The sequence below is a fragment of the Actinosynnema sp. NPDC037264 genome (genome assembly GCF_055603705.1).
In genome coordinates this window covers 12,871-35,543 of the sequence record NZ_JBVJVK010000060.1, presented here as the reverse complement: position 1 = coordinate 35,543, position 22,673 = coordinate 12,871, and the positions used below count along the sequence as shown (strand labels likewise).

The 22,673-nt window shown below is 71.2% G+C and carries 12 protein-coding genes; 10 read left to right on the top strand and 2 right to left on the bottom strand.

The window, feature by feature from the left end:
• Positions 1-42: 42 nt before the first annotated feature.
• Together ACZ7GX_RS37720 and ACZ7GX_RS37715 are read right to left on the bottom strand one after the other, a co-directional pair.
• Positions 43-2,403 carry a family 43 glycosylhydrolase gene (locus tag ACZ7GX_RS37720; RefSeq protein ID WP_498784167.1) on the bottom strand — a complete coding sequence of 787 codons (2,361 nt, stop codon included), beginning with the start codon at positions 2,401-2,403 and terminating at the stop codon, positions 43-45.
• Positions 2,404-2,432: 29 nt separating this feature from the next.
• Positions 2,433-5,372, bottom strand: a complete 2,940-nt coding sequence (locus ACZ7GX_RS37715; RefSeq protein ID WP_498784165.1) for a beta-xylosidase family glycoside hydrolase — start codon at positions 5,370-5,372, stop codon at positions 2,433-2,435.
• Positions 5,373-5,975: 603 nt separating this feature from the next.
• Between ACZ7GX_RS37715 and ACZ7GX_RS37710 the strand changes: the two genes are divergently transcribed.
• The 10 genes from ACZ7GX_RS37710 (at position 5,976) to ACZ7GX_RS37665 (ending at position 22,559) form a co-directional block, all read left to right on the top strand.
• Complete coding sequence (locus ACZ7GX_RS37710) at positions 5,976-6,962, top strand: LacI family DNA-binding transcriptional regulator (RefSeq protein WP_498784163.1); 987 nt, start codon at positions 5,976-5,978, stop codon at positions 6,960-6,962.
• A gap of 298 nt (positions 6,963-7,260) precedes the next feature.
• The gene (locus tag ACZ7GX_RS37705; RefSeq protein ID WP_498784161.1) at positions 7,261-8,217 is read left to right on the top strand and encodes a universal stress protein; all 957 of its coding nucleotides are present in this window, start codon (positions 7,261-7,263) and stop codon (positions 8,215-8,217) included.
• 36 nt (positions 8,218-8,253) lie between these two features.
• Positions 8,254-9,585, top strand: a complete 1,332-nt coding sequence (locus ACZ7GX_RS37700; protein WP_498784159.1) for a M20/M25/M40 family metallo-hydrolase — start codon at positions 8,254-8,256, stop codon at positions 9,583-9,585.
• Positions 9,586-9,892: 307 nt separating this feature from the next.
• Positions 9,893-11,029: a S1 family peptidase gene (locus ACZ7GX_RS37695; RefSeq protein WP_498784186.1), complete on the top strand. Its 1,137-nt coding sequence runs from the start codon at positions 9,893-9,895 to the stop codon at positions 11,027-11,029.
• A 352-nt stretch (positions 11,030-11,381) separates the two neighbouring features.
• On the top strand, positions 11,382-14,297 hold the full coding sequence (locus ACZ7GX_RS37690; RefSeq protein ID WP_498784157.1) for a glycoside hydrolase family 3 protein: 2,916 nt from the start codon (positions 11,382-11,384) through the stop codon (positions 14,295-14,297).
• Positions 14,297-15,574 (top strand): ABC transporter substrate-binding protein, encoded by a 1,278-nt coding sequence (locus ACZ7GX_RS37685; protein ID WP_498784155.1) that lies wholly within the window; start codon positions 14,297-14,299, stop codon positions 15,572-15,574. The genes ACZ7GX_RS37690 and ACZ7GX_RS37685 overlap by 1 nt, the downstream gene beginning before the upstream one ends.
• On the top strand, positions 15,571-16,473 hold the full coding sequence (locus tag ACZ7GX_RS37680) for a carbohydrate ABC transporter permease (RefSeq protein ID WP_498784153.1): 903 nt from the start codon (positions 15,571-15,573) through the stop codon (positions 16,471-16,473). Before ACZ7GX_RS37685 ends, ACZ7GX_RS37680 begins: the two co-directional genes overlap by 4 nt.
• Positions 16,470-17,282 (top strand): carbohydrate ABC transporter permease, encoded by an 813-nt coding sequence (locus ACZ7GX_RS37675; RefSeq protein ID WP_498784151.1) that lies wholly within the window; start codon positions 16,470-16,472, stop codon positions 17,280-17,282. The genes ACZ7GX_RS37680 and ACZ7GX_RS37675 overlap by 4 nt, the downstream gene beginning before the upstream one ends.
• 172 nt (positions 17,283-17,454) lie before the next feature.
• Positions 17,455-19,752 carry an alpha-xylosidase gene (gene yicI, locus ACZ7GX_RS37670; RefSeq protein WP_498784149.1) on the top strand — a complete coding sequence of 766 codons (2,298 nt, stop codon included), beginning with the start codon at positions 17,455-17,457 and terminating at the stop codon, positions 19,750-19,752.
• On the top strand, positions 19,749-22,559 hold the full coding sequence (locus ACZ7GX_RS37665) for a beta-galactosidase (RefSeq protein ID WP_498784147.1): 2,811 nt from the start codon (positions 19,749-19,751) through the stop codon (positions 22,557-22,559). Before yicI ends, ACZ7GX_RS37665 begins: the two co-directional genes overlap by 4 nt.
• Positions 22,560-22,673 lie beyond the last annotated feature (114 nt).

The window sequence follows — 22,673 nt, the reverse complement described above, 5'->3', positions numbered from 1 at the left end:
CCCGGGAACTTCCCGGGCCGCCTCGTTCATGCGGTCACGCCGTCAGCGACAGGAGTGCGCGTCGTACGGCGCGGTGAGCCCGAGCGACACCTCCTGCCCGTCCACGGTGGCGGTCGCCGTGACCGCCGCCGCCCCCGCGTCCACGCTCGACCGCCGTGAGTTGAACGGGTGGGACCGGCTCTTGCCCGGCTCGACGTCGTCGAACGACTTGGCGCCGAACGGCGTCTCGACCACGACGTCGACCGGCACGGACTCGTTGTTGGTCACGTGCACGGTGAGCTTGACGTGCGGGCCCGCGCACCGGGTGTCCGCACTGGTCGCGACCTTCAACGACGGCTTGGCGAACCGCCAGCTGTCGACCTCGACCAGGTCCTTGCCGTCGGGGCCGACGAACGTGAAGTACACGTCGTGCACGCCCGACACGCCGTCGAGCTCGGTGCCGACCTCGGCCCACTCGCCGACCGGCGCGTCGACCGGGATGGTGGCGACGACCGGCCCGGCGCGGTCGTCCAGGCGGACCTGGATGCTCGTGCCCGCCGTGAGCGGCTTGACGCGCGCCGACACCCCGGTGGCCCCGGACCCGAAGTCCGCCGAGGCCAGCGACGTCCAGTCACCGTTGTCGACGTCGTGCAGGGCCAGGTTCGGCAGGTCGTTCGGCGCGGTGAGCCGCTTGGTGGCCAGCCCCTGCTGCCAGGCGATGGTCTCCGCCTCGACCACCCGGTAGGGGTCGAGGTGGCGGATCTGCTCGACGCCGTCGAAGGTGCCGAGGACCTCCTTCACGGTGCCGTCGGCGTTGAACTCCAGCTTCGCGATGTGCGGGCTGCGGAACCCCTGCGTCGCGCCGCCGGTGATGCGGCGGTTCAGCGTCTGGGCGTGGTAGGTGAAGTAGTGCTCGCCGTTCAGCTCGAAGACCGACTGGTGGTTGTTGCCGCCGGCGCCGAAGTAGACGCCGGGGTTCTTGAAGATGACGCCCGCGTACTTGTCGGGCGTCCACGGGCCCATCGGGCTGTCGGCCATGAGGTAGGCGATGGCGCCGGTCGGCGGGCCGTTCGGGTCGATCGGGCCGCCGAACCCGAAGTTCGACGAGTACGAGTAGTAGTACTTGCCCTCGCGCTTGAAGACGTGACCCGCCTCGAACATCAGCGGCGCGTCGATGGTCTCGGCCGACCCCACGGTGCTGATCATGTCGTCGCCGAGCTTGATCACGCGCGTGGACTTGGGGTGGTTGGTGTTCTCGGCGGAGTTGGAGCCGTCGTTCCCGCCGCCACCGAAGTAGAGGTAGGCCTGACCGTCGTCGTCGACGAACGCGCCCGGGTCGAACAGCCAGTTGCGGCCGTCCGAGGCGCCGGGGGTCTGGCTGGTGATGAGCAGGCTGCCGCGCTCGTCGCGCCAGGGGCCCAGCGGCGAGTCGCCGACCAGGACGCCGGTCGCGGCGCCGTTGTTGGCGAAGTACAGGAAGAACTGCTCCTTGCCGCCGACGACGCGGCTCTCGACCGCGGGCGCCCAGGACTGCGAGGCGTACTTGGCGAGGCCGTTCGGCCCGGCCACCGGGATCTCGCCGTGGTCGGTCCAGTTGACCAGGTCGTCGGAGGAGATGACGGTGATGGTGTTGATCCCGCCGTAGGTGTTGGTCGGCGAGGTCCCGTCGGGGCCCGGGTTGTACACCTGGGTGTCGTTGGTCATGTACACGTAGACCCGGCCGTCGTGCACGAACGCGTTGCCGTCCGCGCCGAACTTGTGGGAGATCAGCGGGTTGCCCTCGCCGGGGTTCTTGCCGAGGACCTCGATGGTGGTCGACGGGGTGAACTCGCGCAGGACGACGTCGTCCACCTTGAAGTCCATCAGGTGGGTGGCCGGCGCGGCACCCGGGTCGGCCGTCCACGGCGTCTCGACGAAGACGCGGGGCGTGGTGACGGACTGCCCCGCGGGGATCGTGAACGTGCCCTGGAGCAGGCCCCACTGCCCGCGCGGCACCGTGCCCGTGCCGAGGTTGGTGTAGGTCGAGCCGCCGTAGTGCATGGTCACGAAGAACTGCTTGGTCGCGGGGCTGGCCGCGTTCTCGTACTTCACCCACGCGGTGACCGTGTAGGTCTTGCCGGCCTGCACCCTGCCGGCCAGGTCCTGCGCCGGTCCCGAACCGGTCGTCTTCCGGTTGGTCACCTGCACGGCGCCCGAGCCCGAGTGGGCGTCGGCGGTCGTGGACAGCACGGCGCCGTCGGTGGCGTTGCCGCTGTTGACGGTCCAGCCGGTGAGGCCGTCCTCGAAGCCGGGGTTGGTGATGAGGTTCGGCTCGGCGGCGGTCGCCGCCGGGGTGGCCGCGAGACCGGCCGCGAACAGGGCGCCGACGGCGGCGAGGACGACTGCTCTTCGCCGTCCCGACCGCTGCGGACGTTGTCGATCCACGAGATTCTCCTTGTGCTGGGTACCGCGGGTTACTTGCAGGCGTGCGCGTCGTGCGGTGCTTCGAGCACGACCGAACGCGGCTTGCCGTCGACCGTCGCCGACGCGGTGACCGAGGCCGATCCCGCCGGCACGCTCGACTGCCGGGTCATGAACGGGTGCGAGCGGGTCTTGCCGGCCGGGACGTCGTCGAACGACTTCGTGCCGTACGGCGTCTCGACCGAGACGTCCACCGGGACCGCCTCGTGGTTGGTGAACTCGACGGTGAGCACGACCTTGGGCCCGGCGCACCGGGTGCGGGCGGACACCTCGACCGCCACCGGGAACCGCGCCACCCCGAGCCGGGCCAGCTCCAGGCTCAACGCCCGCTCGGGCGCGTCGACCTGGTTCTGCGTCCCGAAGGTGGACGCCCGCGCGGCTTGCGCCTTGCCCAGCGCGTCGCGCATGGCGGACCACGCCGCCGCGGGGTAGTGGTGCTCGTCCAAGGTGGACGCGTGGGCGATCGCCGCGTCCAGGTCGCCGGTGTCGAGCGGCTCGCCCGCCGCGGTCAGGGTGTCGCTGAGCAGGAAGTGGTCGAAGTCCACGCTCCCGCCCGCCCGCTTGGTCGCGTAGTCGAACAGGCCCCACCGGTGGCCCATGAAGTGGGCCAGGCTGCCGTCCAGCGTCTGAGGCCCGACGCGGTTGCCCAGCTTGTGCCAGGCGCGGCCGTCCAGGCTGTAGTAGAACGTGGTCCAGCCCTGACCGGTCGGCGCGTCGAACTCCACGTCGCCCTTGAGGTGGACCACCGTGGCGTCGTCGAGCGGCACCTCGGTCCCGGGCACGAAGCTCTCCGCCGTCGACTGGTCGAACGTGACCGGGAAGGGCTGGACCCGGTTGACCACCCCGAGGGTGTTGCGGCCGTCGACGCGCTTCACCGCGACGTAGGAGAAGCCGCGGTTGTACATCGCCAGGCCCGCGACGTCGCCGTCACGCATCCCGGAGAAGTCGAGCTTGGTCTCCGCCGAGCCCTTCGGGCCGAACGTCCGCTGCGAGAGCGTGTTGCGCGCCTCCTCGAACCACGTCAGCTCGGCCCGGTTCGACAGCTTGGTGTAGAGGTAGTCGCCGGTGACGACCTTGCCGGTGGTGAGCCGCAACCAGCCCTCGCGGTCGGTGAGGGACCAGTGCCGGTTGTCCGGGGCGTGGTTCCACTCCCAGTGCAGGCCGAGCCGCGAGCCGTTGGGCCTGATCTCGTCCTCGGACGGGTGCTCGGTGGTCACCGGCTGACCCACGACCGAGACGTCGTCGAGCAGGTACTCGACGCTGGACGAGGGCGGCTGCGGGTTGGCCCACGGCGTCTCGACCGCGAACTTCACCTTGCCGGTCGCGGCCGTGCCCGGCACGGTGAACCGGCCCGAGACCGTCGTCCACCGACCGGCCGGGACGTCCCCGGACGCCATCACCTGGACACCGGCGCCCCAGTCGGCGACGAGGTTGAACCGCACGGTCGCCGGGCCGGCGGCGTACTTGACCCTCGCCGACACCGCGTACGTCACGCCGCGCTGCAACACGCCGTCCAGGGACTGGTTCGGCCCCGAGCCGTTGACGGTCCGGTCGGCCACCCGCAACGCCGTGGAGCCGTCGGCCGGCTCCAGGCTGAGCCGCGCGCCGAACTGGGCCGCCCACGGCGACACGGCGCCGGACTCGAAGCCGGGGTTGCGCACCAGTTCCACGCCGATGAGCGACTCGTCGACGACGGGCGGGGTCGGGATGGTCCACCGCTCGTCCATGTACGCCTTGTGCGGCGCGTCGTTGGCGAAGTCGTCCGAGGCGACGAGGCTCTTCTGCCGCTCCAAGGCCTCCTGCGCCGGGCTCAGCCGGATCGGCTTGTCGAACACCCCGTTCACCGGCACCACGCCGGCGTCGCCGAAGGTGGGCCAACCGTCCTGCCACGTGGCCGGGATCAGCGCCGGGATGCGGCCGACCGGGAACGAGTCGCGGAAGAACATGCCGTACCAGTCGGTCCGGCCGCCGTCACGCGCGATCGGCACGAGGCTGCCCTGCGCGAAGCCGTTCGAGTTCAACGCGCCGCGCGCCTGGTACGGGTTGCTGCCGTCGGCCGTCGCGTAACGCCCGAGCAGCTCCGGCGAGCGGAAGAGCGCCACCTGGCGGCCCTGCCCCGCCGGCCAGGTGATGATCACGATGTAGTAGTTCCCGTCGATGTACTGCACCTGGGCGCCCTCGAACAGCCCGCCGAGGAACGGTGATCCCGGGTAGTCCGACGGCCGCAGGATGTTCGGGTACTCCGCCACCACCCGGGTCAGGGTGCTGTCCAGCTTGACCGCGCTGGTCGAACCCGACCCGTAGAAGATGTACGGCGTGCCGCCGTCGCGCTCGTCGAAGTACAGCGACGGGTCGTGGAACGCGCGCCCCAGCGGCATCCGCGTCCACGCCCCGTCCTCGATGTCGTCGGTGCGGTAGAGGTAGGAGCCGCCGAGGTTGTTGGTGTTGAAGGCGACGTAGAACTGCCCGCGGTGGTAGCGCAGCGACGACGCCCACTGGCCCTGGCCGTAGGAGTTCTGGCCGTTGCGCAGCGAGAACGAGTCGCCGATGTCCGCCCGGTCGAAGACGTAGTTGACGATCTCCCAGTTCACGAGGTCGTAGGACTTCATGATCGGCGCGCCCGGGCTCAGGTGCATCGTCGTGCTGATCATGTAGTAGAGGTCGCGGCCCTCGTCGTTCTCCGCCGCCGGGACGCGCTCCACGCTCACGTCCGGCACGTCGGAGTTGACCAGGGGGACGGAGTAGGTGCCGTCGCCCTTGTCGGTCGACGTGTACGACGGCTCGGGCGTCCACTCGTCCGCCGCTTGGGCCGGTGGGCCGACCGAGGCGAGGGCCGCGCCGATCAAAGCGGCCACCGCGACCGCCGTGGCGACGAGCCGCAGTGCGCGGTTCGGGCGCCGGGTGCGCGGGCGAGCGTGGGCGGTCACGGGCATGGACGACTCCAGACGCGGTTGTGGCGGAAGGCGTGGGGCGAAGCCCCGGGCGTGGCGACAACGCGGCCCAGCCCGTGGGGTCTATTACCGCGAACGTCAATCGGAAAGTGGCATGACGTTCCTTCACGAGGGCATGAGGGGGTGGATGTGATCGCTAACATCGCCGCCCGAGACGGCCTGGTTCCGGTGAGCTGGCAGCGGCAACATCGTGCTGCGGGACAGTGTTAGCGATAACACAAATGGGTGTCAAGACTGTTCCCGCTCGAGGACGCGCACGAAACACTTGCGGAAGGGTCGGTCACTGCTCTGCGTTGCCGTGGCCGGTGGGAGCTAAAAATCGGACTCGAATATTTAGCATTCACGCGCGTTGACCGGCGGGCGGAAATATGGCTACATTGACTTGCTGATCATCGTCGATCGGCCGCGATGTCGACTGCCCGGCGCCAATCCCGATGTGCGTGGTCGTTTCGGCGTGCCGTCCCGACCACCGACCGTGCCCGGCGTGCCGCGGCGGTCAGCGGCCGTCCGCGGTCGGTCTACCTCGCGGCCGGTTCCGCGCAGATGGGACCATTAGTGGGGAACAGGACTTCCAGTGCGCCCGCGATGGCCGACGTCGCCCGGCTCGCCGGGGTTTCGCACCAGACGGTGTCGCGGGTGCTCAACGGGCACCCGTACGTCCAGGAGCAGACGCGCTTGCGGGTCCAGGCGGCGATCGAGGAGTTGGGCTACCGCCCCAACCGCGCCGCCCGCGCACTGGTGACGGGCCGCTCGCAGCTGATCGGGGTGGTGGCCCAGAACACGACCCTGTGCGGGCCGATCTCGCTGCTGGCGGCGTTCGAGCAGGTGGCGGTGGAGGCCGGGTTCGTGGTGACCGCGCACCGGGTGAACGTGCTGGACCGCGAGTCGATCACCACGGCCCTGGAGCGGCACCGCGACCAGCGGGTGGCGGGGATCGTCGTCATCGCACCGACCGCGTCGGCCCACGACGCGGTGGACACGGTGTCCGCCGGCGTGCCGCTGGTGATGGTCGACGGCGACGCCGAGCGCTCGACCCCGCTGGTGACCGTCGACCAGGCGGCGGGCGCGTTCGCCGCCACGTCCCACCTGTTGCGGGCGGGTCACCGCACGGTGTGGCACGTCTCGGGCCCGCCCGACTGGTTCGACAGCGCCGGCCGGATCGAGGGCTGGCGGTCGGCGCTGGAGGCCGTGTCGGCGGAGGTGCCGCCGATCATGTCCGCGGACTGGAGCGCCGCGTCCGGGTACCGGGCGGGTCAGGTATTGGCGCGGATGCCCGAGGTCACGGCGATCTTCGCGGCGAACGACCACCTGGCGCTCGGCATCCTCCGGGCGATGAGCGAGCGCGGCAGGCGGGTTCCCCACGACGTGAGCCTGGTCGGCTTCGACGACGTGCCCGAGGCCGCGTACTTCATCCCACCGCTGACCACGATCCGGCCGGACTTCGCCGCGGTCGCCCGGGACGCCCTGGACCTGCTGATCACCCAGATCGAGGGCAGGGCGGTCGACGAGCCCCGCCGCACGTCCAGCCCGACGCTCGTGTCGCGGGACAGCGTCCGACCGCCGTCGGCCTGACACCGGGTTGGGCGGCACCTCGCCCGACCGCCGCTGATCCGCACCGCGACCTCCTCGGGCCGCGATCGGTCGTGGTGCACGGCGCTCGAACAGGTGCTTCACCGCGCCACGCTGCCAGCCGGGCCGTTCGCCCCTCGTGCGGTCGCGCCCTACCGCCGACGAAGCACGCCGAGCGCGGACGGGTGGTCCTCCGCGAACGAGGCGTGCGACGACCCCGGAAAACCCGCCGATCACGTGTCGGTTCCGACTCCTCGGATACCCCGGTGGCACGGGAGTGCGCGGAGAGCGGAGGTGGGCGATGACCAGCCCGGACGTCCTGAAGAGCCCGGAGAGCGCGATCGGCCGCGGTGCGGTGGTCGTCGGGTTCGACGGCTCGGAGCGGTCGCGGCGGGCCGCGTACTGGGCGGCGCGCGACGCGGCGAGCCGGGGGGCGCGCCTGGTCGTCGTGAACGTCATCCGCGGGCCGTTCCCCGAGGTGGTGGTCACGCCCGTGTCCATGCCGATGCCGCAGCTCGTCGGCGAGAAGGCGGTCCGCGCGTACACCAGGGACCACCTCGCCGAGCTCGCCGCGCAGTGCCGGAGCGTCGCGCCCGGGCTGGACGTGGACACCCGCGCGTTCGACGGGCACCCGGCCGCCGTGCTGGCCGAGGCCGGCCGGGAGGCGGCGCTGCTCGTCGTCGGCTCCTCCGGCGCGACCGGGTTGGCCAGGGTGTTCGCGGGTTCGGTCACGGCGGACCTGGCGCACCACTTCGCCGGACCGCTCGTGGTGGTCCGCGACGGCGGCGACGGGACCGACGACGGGCGGGTGGTGGTCGGCGTCGACGGCTCGGAGCCGAGCGACCGCGCGATCGACTTCGCGGTGGACCACGTGTCGCGGCACGGGGGGACCCTGGTCGGCGTGCACGCCACCACCGGGCTGCCGGTGGACGCGATGACGCCGGGCGGCGCCTGGGGCCAGGGCCTTGGGCTCGGTCTGGACGTCGAGCAGCTCAGGGCGTCCGCGGACACCCTGATCGCGAGGTCGTTCGAGGCACCGCTCGCCCGCCACCCCGAGGTGCGGGCGGAGCGGGTGGTGTCGCTGGCCCGGCCCGCCCAGGTCCTGGCCCAGGAGGCGGAGGGCGCGGCGCTGCTGGTCGTGGGCAGCCACGGGCACGGCGCGGTGCGGCGCGCGCTGCTCGGCTCGGTCAGCCACGCGATGCTCCACCACGCGCCCTGCCCGCTGGCCGTCGTCCGAGGCGCCGGGCCCGAGCACTGACGAACCGCGGCACGTCGCGGATGGTAGGAAGACCTGGTGAGCAACTGGGATGACGGTGCCGGGCTGCGGCTCGCGCAGGACGAGGTCGTGTCGCTGACCAGCGAGCTGATCAGGATCGACACGACCAACACGGGGGATCCGGACACGGTCGTCGGGGAGCGCGCGGCCGCCGAGTGGGTCGCGGAGAAGCTGGCCGAGGTCGGCTACGAGACCACCTACGTCGAATCGGGGGCCAAGGGCCGCGGCAACGTGATCGCCCGCCTGGCCGGCGCCGACCCGTCCCGGGGCGCGCTGCTGGTGCACGGCCACCTGGACGTGGTGCCCGCCGACGCCTCCGAGTGGTCCGTGCACCCGTTCTCCGGCGCGGTCCAGGACGGGTACGTGTGGGGCCGCGGCGCGGTCGACATGAAGGACATGGTCGCGATGACGCTCGCCGTCGCGCGGCGGTTCAAGCGGGACGGCGTGGTGCCGCCGCGCGACCTCGTGTTCGCGTTCGTGGCCGACGAGGAAGCCGGTGGCCTGTTCGGCGCGAAGTGGCTGGTGGACAACCGGCCGGAGCTGTTCGAGGGCGTCACCGAGGCGATCAGCGAGGTCGGCGGGTTCTCCATCACGCTCAAGGACGACGTCCGGGCGTACCTGGTGGAGACCGCCGAGAAGGGCATCCGCTGGCTCAAGCTGCGCGTGCGCGGCACCGCCGGGCACGGCTCGATGATCCACAACGACAACGCGGTGGCCAAGCTGGCGGCGGCGGTCACGAAGCTGGGCAACCACCGGTTCCCGATCATCCTCACGCCGTCCGTGCGCGAGTTCCTGGCCGGGGTCTCGGAGATCACCGGGCTGGAGTTCCCCGAGGACGACATCGAGGGCTCGGTCGGCAAGCTCGGCGCGTTGTCGCGGATGATCGGGGCGACGCTGCGCGACACGGCCAACCCGACCATGCTGTCCGCCGGGTACAAGGCGAACGTGATCCCGTCGTTCGCCGAGGCCACCGTGGACTGCCGCATCCTGCCGGGCCGCGAGGAGGCGTTCGACCGCGAGCTGGCCGAGCTGCTCGGCCCGGACGTGGAGCGCGAGTGGCTCGGGCTGCCGCCGGTGGAGACGACGTTCGACGGCGCGCTGGTCGACGCGATGACGGCGTCGATCACCGCCGAGGACCCCGGTGCGCGGGTGCTGCCCTACATGCTCTCGGGCGGTACGGACGCCAAGTCCTTCCAGGAGCTGGGCATCCGCAACTTCGGCTTCGCCCCGCTGAAGCTGCCCGCCGACCTGGACTTCTCCGGCCTGTTCCACGGCGTCGACGAGCGCGTGCCGGTCGACGCCCTGCGGTTCGGCGTCCGCGTCCTGGACCGCTTCCTGCGCAACTCGTGAGCAGACGGGCGCGGTCCGCCCGGACGTGACCGCGCCCGTCGACCGCGTGGTCCGCGGCGGTGCCGCCGCGCGATCGCACGCGGCTCGCGGCCGTTCGGGAGTCGTCCCTGACCGCCGCGGTCCGGCGCGCCACGCGCCCGCCGCGGTGCGAGGCCGGTCCGCCGCAGGGGATTGACGGCGGGCAGCGGGTGTTGCATGGTCTGAACCAGCAGGCCGTGAGAGCGCTCTCTCGCCGACTTGCCTCGGGTGCTCGGCCGACCTGCATCGGCCGGTGCGCCTCCCTGCGGACAAGGAGGACCGCGTGCGAATGACAACGTTGACGAAGATCGGTGTGGCCGCCGCGCTGGTGGTGAGCGGGCTGGTGGTCGCGCCGACCGCCCAGGCCGCGCCCGCGCCGGAACCGCTGTCGCCGGGACTGGTGTCCGCGATGCGGACTGCCTTCGGGCTGACCGAGCAGCAGGCCCGGACCAGGCTCGACCTGGAGGCGAAGGCCACCCGGCGGGCGCCCTCGGCGCGCACCGCGGCCGGGTCGTCCTTCGGCGGCAGCTGGTTCGACCAGGACAAGGGCGTGCTCGTGGTCGGCGTGACCGACCCGGCGGCGGCCGACCGGGTCCGGGCAACCGGCGCCGAGGCGCGGCTGGTCGGCCGGACCGCGGCCGAGCTGGACCGGGTCAAGGACGGCGTGGACGCGCTGTCGGCGTCCGGCGCGGTGCCGGCGGCCGTGACCAGCTGGCACCCGGACCCGCGCAGCGGCGCGGTGGTGGTCGACGTCCAGCCCGGCGTGCAGACCGCGGAGGTCGAGCGGTTCCTGGCCGAGGCGCGCGAGCTCGGCCCCATCCAGGTGAACACCGAGGGCGTCACCGCGCCCGTGCCGTTCGCGGCCGGGACCGTCGGCGGCGACCCGTACTACACCGGCAACGTCCGCTGCTCCATCGGCTTCTCGGTGCACGGCGGCTACGTCACGGCCGGCCACTGCGGCGGCACGGGCGCGCAGGTGTACGGCTGGGACCGGTCCTGGCAGGGCCAGTTCGCCGGCTCCTCGTTCCCCGGCAACGACTACGCGTGGGTCCGCACCGGCGGCGGCTGGTGGAACGTGCCCGTCGTGCTCGGCTGGGGCACGGTGCCCGACGCCTTGGTGCGCGGCTCGTGGGAGGCGCCGGTCGGCACGTCGGTCTGCCGTTCGGGCTCCACGACCCGCTGGCACTGCGGCGTGATCCAGTCCCGCAACGAGACCATCCACTACGCGCAGGGCGACGTGCACCAGATGGCGGGCACCAGCGTGTGCGCCGAGGGCGGCGACTCCGGCGGCTCGTTCATCACCGGCGACCAGGCGCAGGGCGTCACGTCCGGCGGCTACGGCAACTGCTCGTCCGGTGGCCGTACCTGGTTCCAGCCGATCAACGAGATCCTGTCCGTCTACGGCTTGCGGTTGCTCACCGCGTGATTCGCTGACCGACCGCGGACCCGTCCCTCCGGGGGCGGGTCCGCTGCCGTTCAACCCCGAACGGCGCGGTCACGCCGGCGAGAAGGGTTCCGGTGCGCGCGACTTCAGGCCTGCCCAGTCTTGTTAACGCTAACATTCGTAGACCCGCGAAATACGTTGGGAACGCGGCGGCGTCACAGTCCTAAACCGGATGACGTGCGCGTGTCAAGGTGTCCTTGTCAAGTGAATTAGCGTTAACAACGTTCACTCGCGCAGTCTGTTGCGTCCGTCACGGCCGGCCCTCTAGGGTCCCTGTCGAAGCGCTTCGATGGCGGGGAGCTCCGCGCTCCCCGAAGACGAAGGGGGACGACCGGTGTCGAGGGTCCGCCGCACGCTGTTGTTGCCGCTGGTCGCGTTGCTGCTCGCGGCGCCGCTGCCGGCGCACGCCCGGGAACTCCCGTTCCGGGACCCCGACCTGCCGCGCGCCGCCCGGATCGACGACCTGCTCGGCCGGTTGACGGTCGACGAGAAGGTCTCGCTGCTGCACCAGTACCAACCACCGATCCCCAGGCTCGGGATCGGCGCGTTCAAGACCGGCACGGAAGCGCTGCACGGCGTGGCGTGGCTCGGCGAGTCGACGGTGTTCCCGCAGGCCCTCGGCCTGGCGAACACCTGGAACCCCGAGCTGGTCGAGGAGGTCGGCGCGGTCACCGGGCGCGAGGCGCGCGGGTTCCACGCGATGAACCCCGCGTCGAACGGCCTCAACCTGTGGGCGCCGGTGGTGAACCTGTTGCGCGACCCGAGGTGGGGCCGCAACGAGGAGGGCTACTCGGAGGACCCGTACCTGACCGGCCGGATCTCCACCGCGTTCGGCCGGGGCGTCCAGGGCGACCACCCGGACTACCTGCAGGCCGCGCCCACCCTGAAGCACTACGTCGCCTACAACGTCGAGGACGACCGCATCGACGTCGACTCGATCGTCCCGCCGCGGATCCTGAAGGACTACGACGAGGCCGCGTTCAAGCCGGCGATCTCGGCCGACGCCGCCACCGGCGTGATGGCGTCGTACAACCTGGTCAACGGCCGCCCGACGCACGTCGGCCCGGAGCTGGACGAGACCGTGCGCTCCTGGACCGACGAGGACCTGATGATCGTCGGCGACGCGGGCGGCGCGTCGAACGTCGCCGGCTCGCAGCGGTACTACCCGAACGAGGTCGAGGGCAACGCGGCGGCCATCCGGGCGGGCCTGGACAACTTCACCGAGGACAACCAGAACTCCGCGCCGACCACGACGTCGATCAAGACCGCGATCGACCGGGGCCTGATCACGGTGGCCGACGTCGAGGACGCCGCCCGGCACGTGCTGTCGATCCGGTTCCGGCTCGGCGAGTTCGACCCGGCCGGGCGCAACCCGTACGCGAGCATCACGCCGGACGTCATCGACGCGCCCGAGCACCGCGAGCTCGCCCGCGAGGTGGCCGCCGAGCAGGTCGTGCTGCTGCGCAACGACAAGAACACGCTGCCGCTGTCCACTGCGGACACGAAGAAGGTCGCGGTCGTCGGTCAGCTCGCGGACACGCTGTACGAGGACTGGTACTCGGGCACGATGCCCTACCGGATCACGCCGGTGCAGGGCCTCGCCGAACGGGCCGACGTCACGTCGAGCGAAGGCGTCGACCGCATCCGGTTGAAGGACCTGGCGACCGGCAAGTACGTCACGGCGTCCACTGCGGACTCCGGCGCCGTGCTCACCGCCACCGAGGCGACGCCGACCGACGCGAGCGGCCTCGACGTGTTCGACTGGGGCGAGGGCACGGTCACGCTGCGGACCGCGGCGAACGGCAAGACGGTGTCGTTGGGTGATGGGCGCGGCCTGGTCAACAACGCGGCCCAGCCCCACGGCTGGTTCGTCCAGCAGCAGTTCCGGTTCGTGGCCCGGCCCGACGGTTCCTTCGTGCTGGAGTACACCGGCAACGACGTCACGCAGTCCTGGTTCGGGCGGAACAAGTACGTCCTCGTCGGCGCGGACGGCAGGCTGACCGTGGCCGCCGAGACGCCGGAGGCGGCGACGAAGTTCGGCCGCGAGGTGGTGCGCAGCGGCGTGGACAGCGCGGTGGCGGCGGCGAAGGGCGCCGACGCGGCCGTCGTCGTGGTCGGCAGCATGCCGTTCATCAACGGCCGTGAGGACGACGACCGCCAGACCACCGTGCTGCCGGCCGGCCAGCGCGCGGTGATCGACGCGGTGCGCCGGGCGAACCCGCGCACGATCGTCGTGCTGGAGAGCAGCTACCCGTACGCGGGCGACTGGGACACCGCCGACCTGCCCGCGGTCCTGTGGACCACGCACGCGGGCCAGGAGACCGGGCACGCGATCGCCGACGTCCTGTTCGGCGACCACAACCCCGGCGCCAGGCTGACCCAGACGTGGTACCGCTCGGACGCGGACCTGCCGGACAAGCTCCGGTACGACATCTCGAAGTCCGGGCACACCTACCAGTACTTCAAGGGCAAGCCGCTCTACCCCTTCGGGTACGGGCTGAGCTACACGTCGTTCCGGTACTCCCGGCTCGAGCTGGACCGGACCGTGGTGGACGCCTCGGGCGAGGTGAAGGTCCGCGTGGACGTCACGAACACGGGCCGCCGGGCCGGCGCCGAGGTGGTGCAGCTGTACTCCCACCAGAAGAAGTCGCGGGTCCAGCAGCCGATCAAGCAGTTGCGCGCGTTCGAGCGGGTGGAGCTGCGGCCCGGCGAGACGAAGACGGTCGAGCTGACCGTGCGCGCGGCGGACCTGGCGTTCTGGGACGTGACGCGGGAGAAGCCGGTGGTCGAGAGCGCGCCGCACGAGCTGGCGGTCGGTCCGCTGACCCGCACGATCAGCGTGCGCGGCGAGACGATCCCGCCTCGCGACCTGCGCAAGACCACGCGGGCGCAGAACTTCGACGACTACTCGGGCGTGACCCTGGTGGACACCACCAAGGACCGCGGTACCGCCGTCGCCTCGACCGCGCCCGGCCAGTGGATCTCGTTCGAGGACGTCGACCTCGGCCGGTCGTCGCGGACGCTGACGGCCCGGGTGGCGAACCCGGACGCGCCGACGACGGTCGAGGTGCGCCTCGGCGGTCCCACCGGCAGGCTGGTGGGCACGCTCACCGTGCCGACCACGGCCGACAAGTACTCCTGGACCACGGTCTCGTCGCCGTTGCGCGGCGCGACGGGTCGGCAGGACGTGTGCCTGGTCTTCACGGGGAAGGCCCGGATCGACAACCTCACCGTGGAGGGATCATCCTGATGTCCAAGCGTCTTCTGGTGGCCGCGGTCGCGGCCGTGCTGGCCGTGGCCGGCTGCGGGGGTTCCGACGGGGCCTCCGACCCCAACACCCTCAAGCTGTGGCACTACGAGGGTCCGGACAGCGCCATGGGCGTGGCGTGGGCGGAGGCGATCAAGCAGTTCGAGGCCTCGCACCCGGGCGTGAAGGTGGAGTTCGAGGAGAAGGGCTTCGAGCAGATCCAGAAGACGGCCTCGATGGTGCTCAACTCCAAGGACGCGCCGGACATCCTGGAGTACAACAAGGGCAACGCGACCACCGGCCTGCTGTCCAAGCAGGGCCTGCTGACCGACCTGAGCGAAGAGGTCGCCAAGCGCGGGTGGGACAAGAAGCTCGGGCCCGGCATCGACACCACGGCGAAGTACGACGACCGCGGCGTGATGGGTTCCGGGAAGTGGTACGGCATCCCCAACTACGCCGAGTACGTGATGGTCTACTACAACAAGACCATGTTCGACCAGCAGGGGCTGGCCGCGCCGAAGACGCTGGACGAGCTGACCGCCGCGATGGCGAAGTTCGCCGCCGCCGGCGTCACGCCGCTCGCGCTCGGCGGCGCGGAGTACCCGGCGCACCAGGTGCTCTACCAGCTCGCGCTGACCAAGGCCGACCGCGAGTGGGTGGACCGGTTCCAGCGCTACACCGGTGACGTGAACTTCCACGACAACCCGTGGGTGTTCGGCGCGGAGACCTTCGCCAAGTGGCTGCGCGAGGGTTACATCTCCAAGGACTCCGCCGGCGTGAAGGCCGAGGACATGGGCCTGTCGTTCATGCAGGGCAAGCACCCGATCATGATCAGCGGCAGCTGGTGGTACGGCCGGGTGCAGGCGCAGGTCAAGGACTTCGAGTGGGCCTCGGTGCCGTGGCCGGGCATGACGGCCGGGTCGAGCGGCAACCTGTGGGTCGTGCCCCAGGGCTCGAAGAACAAGCAGCTCGCCTACGACTTCATCGAGATCACCATGTCGCCGGCGATCCAGGACAAGCTGCGTGACGCGGGCGGCATCGCGGTCGCGCCGAGCGGGACCCCCGCCACCGACCCGAACACCCAGCGGCTCAACGAGGACTTCAAGGCGATCGCCGAGGACGACGGCCTCGCGTTCTACCCGGACTGGCCCGCGCCCGGCTTCTACGACGCCCAGGTGTCGTCGGTGCAGAAGCTCATCACCGGGGACCTCGGACCGCACGAGGTGCTGACCGAGATGGCGGACTACTACAAGGAGAACACGGCGAGCGTCGGCAAATGAGCCTGGTACCCACCTCGATCCGCGACCGCGGGTCGTACCTGCTCTTCCTCATCCCCGGTGGCCTGCTGCTGCTCGCGGTGATCCTGGTGCCGTTCGGGATGAACATCGGCATCAGCTTCACCGAGTGGTCCGGCGCGGGCACGCCCGAGTGGATCGGGCTGGACAACTACACCCGGCTGATGTCGGACGGCACGTTCTGGGCGTCGTTCCGGCACAACGTCGGCCTGGTGGTGGCGATGGCGATCCTGCCGACCCTGGCGGGACTCGTCATCGCCGCCGCCCTGTTCGACTTCATCGGCAAGCACTTCGGGTCCAAGCACGCGAGCATCCTGCGGGCGTGCGTCTACCTGCCGCAGGTGCTGCCGATCGCGGTGGCCGGGATCGTGTGGAGCTGGATCCTGGCGCCGCGGGACGGCGCGCTGAACGAGGTGCTGCGCGCCGTCGGGCTGGACTCGCTGGCGCAGAACTGGCTCGGCGACCCCGATCTCGCGCTGTGGTCGGTGATGGCCGTGATGCTGTGGATCCAGGTCGGCTACCCGGTGGTCATCTTCATGGCCGGGATGCAGCGGGTCGACCCGTCGCTGCACGAGGCCGCGGAGCTGGACGGCGCGTCGTGGTGGGGCCGGTTCTTCCACGTCACCGTGCCGCAGATCCGCCCCGAGATCTTCGTCGTGCTCCTGACCTGCACGATCGCCGCGCTCAAGGTGTTCGCGCCGATCTACGTGCTGACCAGGGGCGGGCCGGGCGGCTCGACCAACGTGCCGTCGTACTACTCGTTCCAGAACTTCTTCGAGAAGACCCAGGTCGGCTACGGCGCGGCCATCGCCACGGTGCTGACCGTGCTGATCCTGATCCTCACGACCGTGTTCCTGCGCGTGCAGAACCGGGGTGAGCGATGAGGCGGCACGCGGTGCTCTGGTCGTTGGTCCTGCTGGCCGCGGTGATGCTGGCGCCGTTCGTCCTCGTCGCGCTCAACGCGGTGAAGACGCCGGCCGAGTACTCCACCGGTGGTCCGCTCGACCTGCCCAGCGGGGTGTCGCTGGACGGCATCGTCGCCTTCTGGGAACGGGTCGACTTCGGCGAGAAGCTGCTCAACAGCGTGGTGATCAGCGGGTCGGTCGCCGTGCTCGCGGTCGTCGTGTCGGTGTTCAACGCCTACGCGCTGGGCATCGGCCGGGTGAAGGGCCGGTTGTGGATCCTGGTGGTGTTCCTCATCGCGAACACCCTCCCGCAGGAGGCGCTGGCCTACCCGCTGTACTTCCTGGCCAACGCGACCGGCCTGTACGACACCAAGCTCGCCGTGATCATCATCTTCACGGTGATCCAGGCCGCGTTCGGCACCTACCTGCTCACCTCCACGCTCGGCGGCTTCCCGCGCGAGCTGCTGGAGGCCGCCCGCATCGACGGCGCGAACAAGTGGCAGACGCTGGTGCGGATCGTGGTGCCGATCAGCCGACCCACGCTGGGCGTGCTGTTCGTGTTCTTCTTCATCTGGACCTGGAACGAGTTCTTCCTCCCGCTGGTGCTGCTGATCTCCAACGAGAACCAGACCGTGCCGGTCGCGCTGGGCGTGCTCCAGGGCCAGCGGATGATGGACGCCACCATGACCAGCGCGTCGGCGCTGCTCGGCGTCATCCCGGCCATCGTCTTCTTCCTGATCTTCCAACGCGCGTTGACCCGCGGCATCACGGCGGGAGCGGTCAAGTGAGGCGGTCGGCGTCGAACGGCCGCCGCGCCCCGGGACGGGCGCACCCGCCGTTACCCGTGGAGCCGGTTCTCGCGGTTCCACCGGCGCCCCGCCGGATCATGCGGCGGCGCACCCTCGTCGACCATCAGTTCATGGCCGCCCACGGCCAGGCTTTTCGCCGATTGGAGTTCGGGTGAAGTTCAGCGACGGGTACTGGCTGCTTCGGCCAGGGGTCGAGGCCGCCCATCCGGTGGAGATGCGCGACGTCGCCACGGGGAACGGAGAGGTCGTCGTGCACGCGACGACCCGCCCGATCCGGCACCGCGGCGACATGCTCAAGGGCCCCGTGGTCACGTTGGGGCTCACCTCGCCGATGGCCGACGTGATCGGCGTGCGGATCACGCACTTCTCGGGTGAGGAGCCCAAGGGCCCGGCGTTCTCGCCGGCGTCCGACGGCGCGCACGAGGCCAAGGTGGTGGAGGACGACGCCGGTGTGGTGATGACCGCCGGCGCGCTGTCGGTGCGGGTGCGCCGGGGCGAGGAGTGGCGGGTCGACTTCACCGCCGAAGGCCGTCCGCTGACCAGCAGCGGCGCCAAGGGCATCGGCTTCATGACGGTGGACGGCACGCACCACGTCCGCGAGCAGCTGGTCATGGGTGTCGGCGACACCGTCTACGGGCTGGGCGAGCGGTTCGGGCCGCTGGTCAAGAACGGCCAGACCGTCGACATCTGGAACGCCGACGGCGGCACGAGCAGCGAGCAGGCGTACAAGAACGTCCCGTTCTACCTCACGAACGCGGGCTACGGGATCTTCGTCAACCACCCCGGGCACGTGTCGTTCGAGGTGGGTTCGGAGGCGGTGTCGAAGGTCCAGTTCAGCGTCGAGGGCCAGTCGCTGGAGTACTTCCTGATCTACGGTCCGACGCCGCGCGAGATCCTGCGCAAGTACACCGCGCTCACCGGGCGGCCCGCGCTGCCGCCCGCGTGGTCGTTCGGCCTGTGGCTGTCCACGTCGTTCACCACGGACTACGACGAGGAGACGGTGTCGGGCTTCATCGACGGGATGCTGCAGCGCGACCTGCCGATGAGCGTGTTCCACTTCGACTGCTTCTGGATGCGCGAGTTCCACTGGTGCGACTTCGAGTGGGACCCGCGCACGTTCCCCGACCCGGTCGGCATGCTCGAACGCCTGCGCGCGAGGGGCCTGCGGATCTCGGTGTGGATCAACCCCTACATCGCGCAGCGGTCGCCGCTGTTCGCCGAGGGCAAGGCGAACGGCTACCTGCTGCGCAGGCCGAACGGCGACGTCTGGCAGTGGGACCTGTGGCAGCCGGGCATGGCGCTGGTCGACTTCACCAACCCGGCCGCCCGCGCCTGGTACTCGGCCAAGCTGGACGCCCTGCTGGCCCAGGGGGTCGACTGCTTCAAGACCGACTTCGGCGAGCGCGTGCCGACCGACGTCGTCTACCACGACGGCTCCGACCCGGAGCGGATGCACAACTACTACACCCACCTGTACAACCAGACGGTGTTCGACGTGCTGCGCAAGCGGCGCGGCGAGGGCGAGGCGGTGGTGTTCGCCCGGTCCGCCACGGCCGGCTCGCAGCAGTTCCCGGTGCACTGGGGCGGCGACTGCGAGGCCACGTACGAGTCGATGGCGGAGAGCCTGCGCGGCGGGCTGTCGCTCGGCCTGTCCGGTTTCGGCTACTGGAGCCACGACATCGGCGGGTTCGAGGGCACGCCGTCGGCGGCGTTGTTCAAGCGGTGGATCGCGTTCGGCCTGCTGTCCTCGCACAGCCGGTTGCACGGCAGCGCGTCCTACCGCGTGCCGTGGCTGTTCGACGAGGAGTCCGTGGACGTGCTGCGGCACTTCACGAAGCTGAAGCTGCGGCTGATGCCGTACCTGCACGGCGCGGCGCGGCAGGCCAGCGCCGAAGGCGTGCCGGTGATGCGGGCGATGGTGGTGGAGTTCCCGGACGACCCGGGCTGCACCCACCTCGAACGGCAGTACATGCTCGGCGACGACCTGCTGGTCGCGCCGGTGTTCTCGGACGAGGGCGACGTGTCGTACTACGTCCCCGAGGGCACCTGGACCCACCTGTCGACCGGTGAGACCGTGCAGGGCCCGCGCTGGGTGCGCGACCGCTGCGACTTCCTCACCGCGCCGGTGCTCGTGCGCCCGAACACGATCCTGCCGGTCGGCGCGGTCGACGACCGGCCGGACTACGACTACGCCGAGGGCGTCACGCTGCGGGTCTACCAGCTGTCCGACGGCGATCACGTGACCGCGGTCGGGGACACGACGTTCCGCACGCGCCGCCAGGGCGACGAGATCCGGGTCGAGGCCGAGGGCGCGCCGTCGAGCTGGCGGCTGCTGCTGGTCGGCGCCGACGGGGTCGACGCCGTCGACGGCGGTGCGGTCGGCTCGCACCCGGACGGGGTGCTCGTCGGCGCCGAGGGCGCCGTCCTGACCCTGCGGGGTATCCGATGAGGCTGTTAGCCGTGGCGCTGGTGTTATTGGGCTCGCTGGCCGCGACCACCCCGGTGGTCGCGGCCCCGGCCTCCGCCGAGGAGCGGCACGTGGTCTCCTACGACCGGTACTCGCTCACCGTGGACGGCGAGCGGGTCATGCTGTGGTCGGGCGAGTTCCACTACTTCCGGCTGCCCAGCCCCGAGTTGTGGCGCGACGTGCTGGAGAAGATCCGGGCGGCCGGGTTCACCGGCGTGTCGCTGTACTTCCACTGGGGCTACCACTCGCCCTCGCCGGGCGTGTACGACTTCACCGGCGTGCGCGACGTGGACCGGTTGCTGCGGATGGCCGACGAGCTCGGCCTGTACGTGGTGGCCCGGCCGGGGCCGTACATCAACGCCGAGACCAGCGGCGGCGGCTTCCCGGCGTGGCTCAAGACGGTGGAGGGGCGGGCCCGGTCGAGCGACCCCGGCTACCGGGCCGCGTACACCGAGTGGCTCGGCCGCCTCAACCCGATCATCGCCCGGCACCAGGTGTCGCGCGGCGGCTCGGTGATCGCCTACAACGTGGAGAACGAGTACGCGGTCAACGTCGACCCGGCCTACATGGAGGACCTCCAGCGGCAGGCCCGCGCCGCCGGCATCGACGTGCCGATCGTGCACAACAACTGCTGCGGCGGGAACCTGGCGAACTGGTCGTCCGGCCAGGGCGCGGTGCAGATCCCCGGCGTCGACGACTACCCGCAGTCGTTCGAGTGCCACAACCCCGACGCCTGGGGCCCGTGGGGCGACGGCGTCACGCGCAGGCTGCGCGACGACGCGCCGGTGTACGCCGCCGAGTACCAGGCGGGCGCGATCGACCTGAACGACGCCGGGTACGACAAGTGCCGCGAGCTGACCGGCCCGAGCTACATGAAGGTGTTCTACAAGAACAACGCCATCTCCAGCGGCGCCACCATGTACGGCTACTACATGACGTTCGGCGGCACGTCGTGGGGCTGGCTGCCTCAGCCGAACGACGTCTACACCTCCTACGACTACGGCTCGGCGATCACCGAGTCGCGGCAGCTCACCGCCAAGTACGACGAGTTCAAGCGGCAGGGCTACTTCATGACCACCGTCGCGCCGCTGACCGAGACCGACGAGGCCGCCGCCCCGGCGCCCGCCGACCCGGCCGTGCTCGCCCGGGCCCGCGCCAACCCCGACACCGGCACGCAGTTCGTGCTGGTGCGCCAGGCCGAGCTCGCCGGCGCCGCCGACGTGTCCACGACGCTGGACTGGTCCACCCCGGACGGCCGCTACCAGGTGCCGGTGCGGGTGAACGGCCGTGACGCCAAGATCCTCGTCGCCGGGTACGACCTCGGCGGCCAGCGGCTGGTGTGGTCGAGCTCCGAGATCCTGACCCACGTGGACGTCTCGGGCCGCGACGTCGCGGTGCTCTACGGCCGTGACGGCGAACAGGGCTCCACCGTCCTGCGCTACCGGTCCGCGCCCACGGTCAAGGTGCTCGACGGCCAGGTCCGCAGCTCCTACGCCGACGGCGACCTGCGGCTGGACTACACCCACACCGGACTGGCCCGCGTGCTGGTCACCGGCGGCGGGCGGCAGCCGCTGCTGCTGATGCTCGGCACCGACGAGGCCGCCGCCCGGTTCTGGCGGCAGGACACCGCGGCCGGACCCGTGCTGGTCCGCGGCACGTCGCTGGTCCGCTCCGCCGAGATCCAAGGCGGCCGGCTGGCGCTGCGCGCCGACACCGACCGCGCGGGCGACGTCGAGGTGTTCGCACCGGTCCGCCACCTCTCCGTGGGCGGACGCCCGGTGCCCGTGCGCCGGACGTCGAGCGGTTCCCTGCTCGGCTCGCTGCCCGGCCCGGAGCAGGTGCGCCTGCCCGAGCTGACCGACTGGCGCTACCGCCCGGAGGCGCCCGGCCAGGGCGAGTCCGGCTGGACGACGGCGGACAAGACCACCACGGCGAGCCCGATCAAGCCCAAGACGCTGCCCGTGCTGTACGCCGACGAGTACGGCCACCACAACGGCCACGTCTGGTACCGCGGCCGGTTCACCGCCACCGGCGCCGAGAAGACCATCACCGTGAACGCCATCACCGGCAGGCGCGGCAGCTACCAGGTGTGGCTCGACGGGCGCTACCTCGGCTCGGCCGCGGGCGGCGTCCAGGCCGACTCCGAACCGGTGAACCCCGATCCCGGACGCGGCGAGTTCGCCGTGCCCGAAGGGCTGCTGGCCGCCGGGCGGCAGGCGACGTTGACCGTGCTCGTCGGGAACATGGGCCACAACGACGACTGGACCGCCGACGACGTCCGCCACAAGCAGCCGCGCGGCCTGTTCGGGGTGGTGGTCGAGGGCTCGACCGCGCCGATCTCCTGGCAGATCCGGGGTTCCCGCCCCGTGGACGGCGAGCGCGGTCCGATGAACACCGGCGGCCTGTACGGCGAGCGCGCCGGCTGGCACCTGCCCGGCTCCGGCGGCTGGCAGCGACCACCGGGCGAGCTGACGCCCGGCGTGTCCTGGTACCGCACCGACTTCGAGCTGGACCTGCCGCGCGGGCACGACGTCTCGCTCGGCCTGCGGTTCGAGGACACCACCGCGCGCGGCTACCGGGTGCTGATCTTCGTCAACGGCTGGAACATGGGCCAGTACCTCAACGACGTCGGCCCGCAACGGGAGTTCGTGCTCCCCGACGGCGTGCTGCGCGACCACAACACGCTCACCTTCGCCGTGATCGCGACCGAGGCGGCGCAGGGTGACCCCGGGAAGGTGAGCCTGGTGACCCTAGGGAACCACCGGACCGGTGCTGCCGCGGACCGCTAGCCGGGGCGGCAGCAGCCGGACCTCGGGTTCGGCGGGGCCGGGGGGGGGGGGGGGGGGGCAGCGACCGCACGCACCCCGCACGACCACCAGAGAGCAGCGCACCCACACAAAGCG

What these genes read in the sequence shown, in the direction of transcription:
- ACZ7GX_RS37715 (WP_498784165.1), bottom strand. Translation starts at nt 5,372, where the DNA reads ATGCCCGTGACCGCCCACGCTCGCCCGCGCACCCGGCGCCCGAACCGC.
- ACZ7GX_RS37710 (WP_498784163.1), top strand. Translation starts at nt 5,976, where the DNA reads ATGGCCGACGTCGCCCGGCTCGCCGGGGTTTCGCACCAGACGGTGTCG.
- ACZ7GX_RS37705 (WP_498784161.1), top strand. Translation starts at nt 7,261, where the DNA reads ATGACCAGCCCGGACGTCCTGAAGAGCCCGGAGAGCGCGATCGGCCGC.
- ACZ7GX_RS37695 (WP_498784186.1), top strand. Translation starts at nt 9,893, where the DNA reads ATGACAACGTTGACGAAGATCGGTGTGGCCGCCGCGCTGGTGGTGAGC.
- ACZ7GX_RS37685 (WP_498784155.1), top strand. Translation starts at nt 14,297, where the DNA reads ATGTCCAAGCGTCTTCTGGTGGCCGCGGTCGCGGCCGTGCTGGCCGTG.
- ACZ7GX_RS37680 (WP_498784153.1), top strand. Translation starts at nt 15,571, where the DNA reads ATGAGCCTGGTACCCACCTCGATCCGCGACCGCGGGTCGTACCTGCTC.
- ACZ7GX_RS37675 (WP_498784151.1), top strand. Translation starts at nt 16,470, where the DNA reads ATGAGGCGGCACGCGGTGCTCTGGTCGTTGGTCCTGCTGGCCGCGGTG.
- ACZ7GX_RS37665 (WP_498784147.1), top strand. Translation starts at nt 19,749, where the DNA reads ATGAGGCTGTTAGCCGTGGCGCTGGTGTTATTGGGCTCGCTGGCCGCG.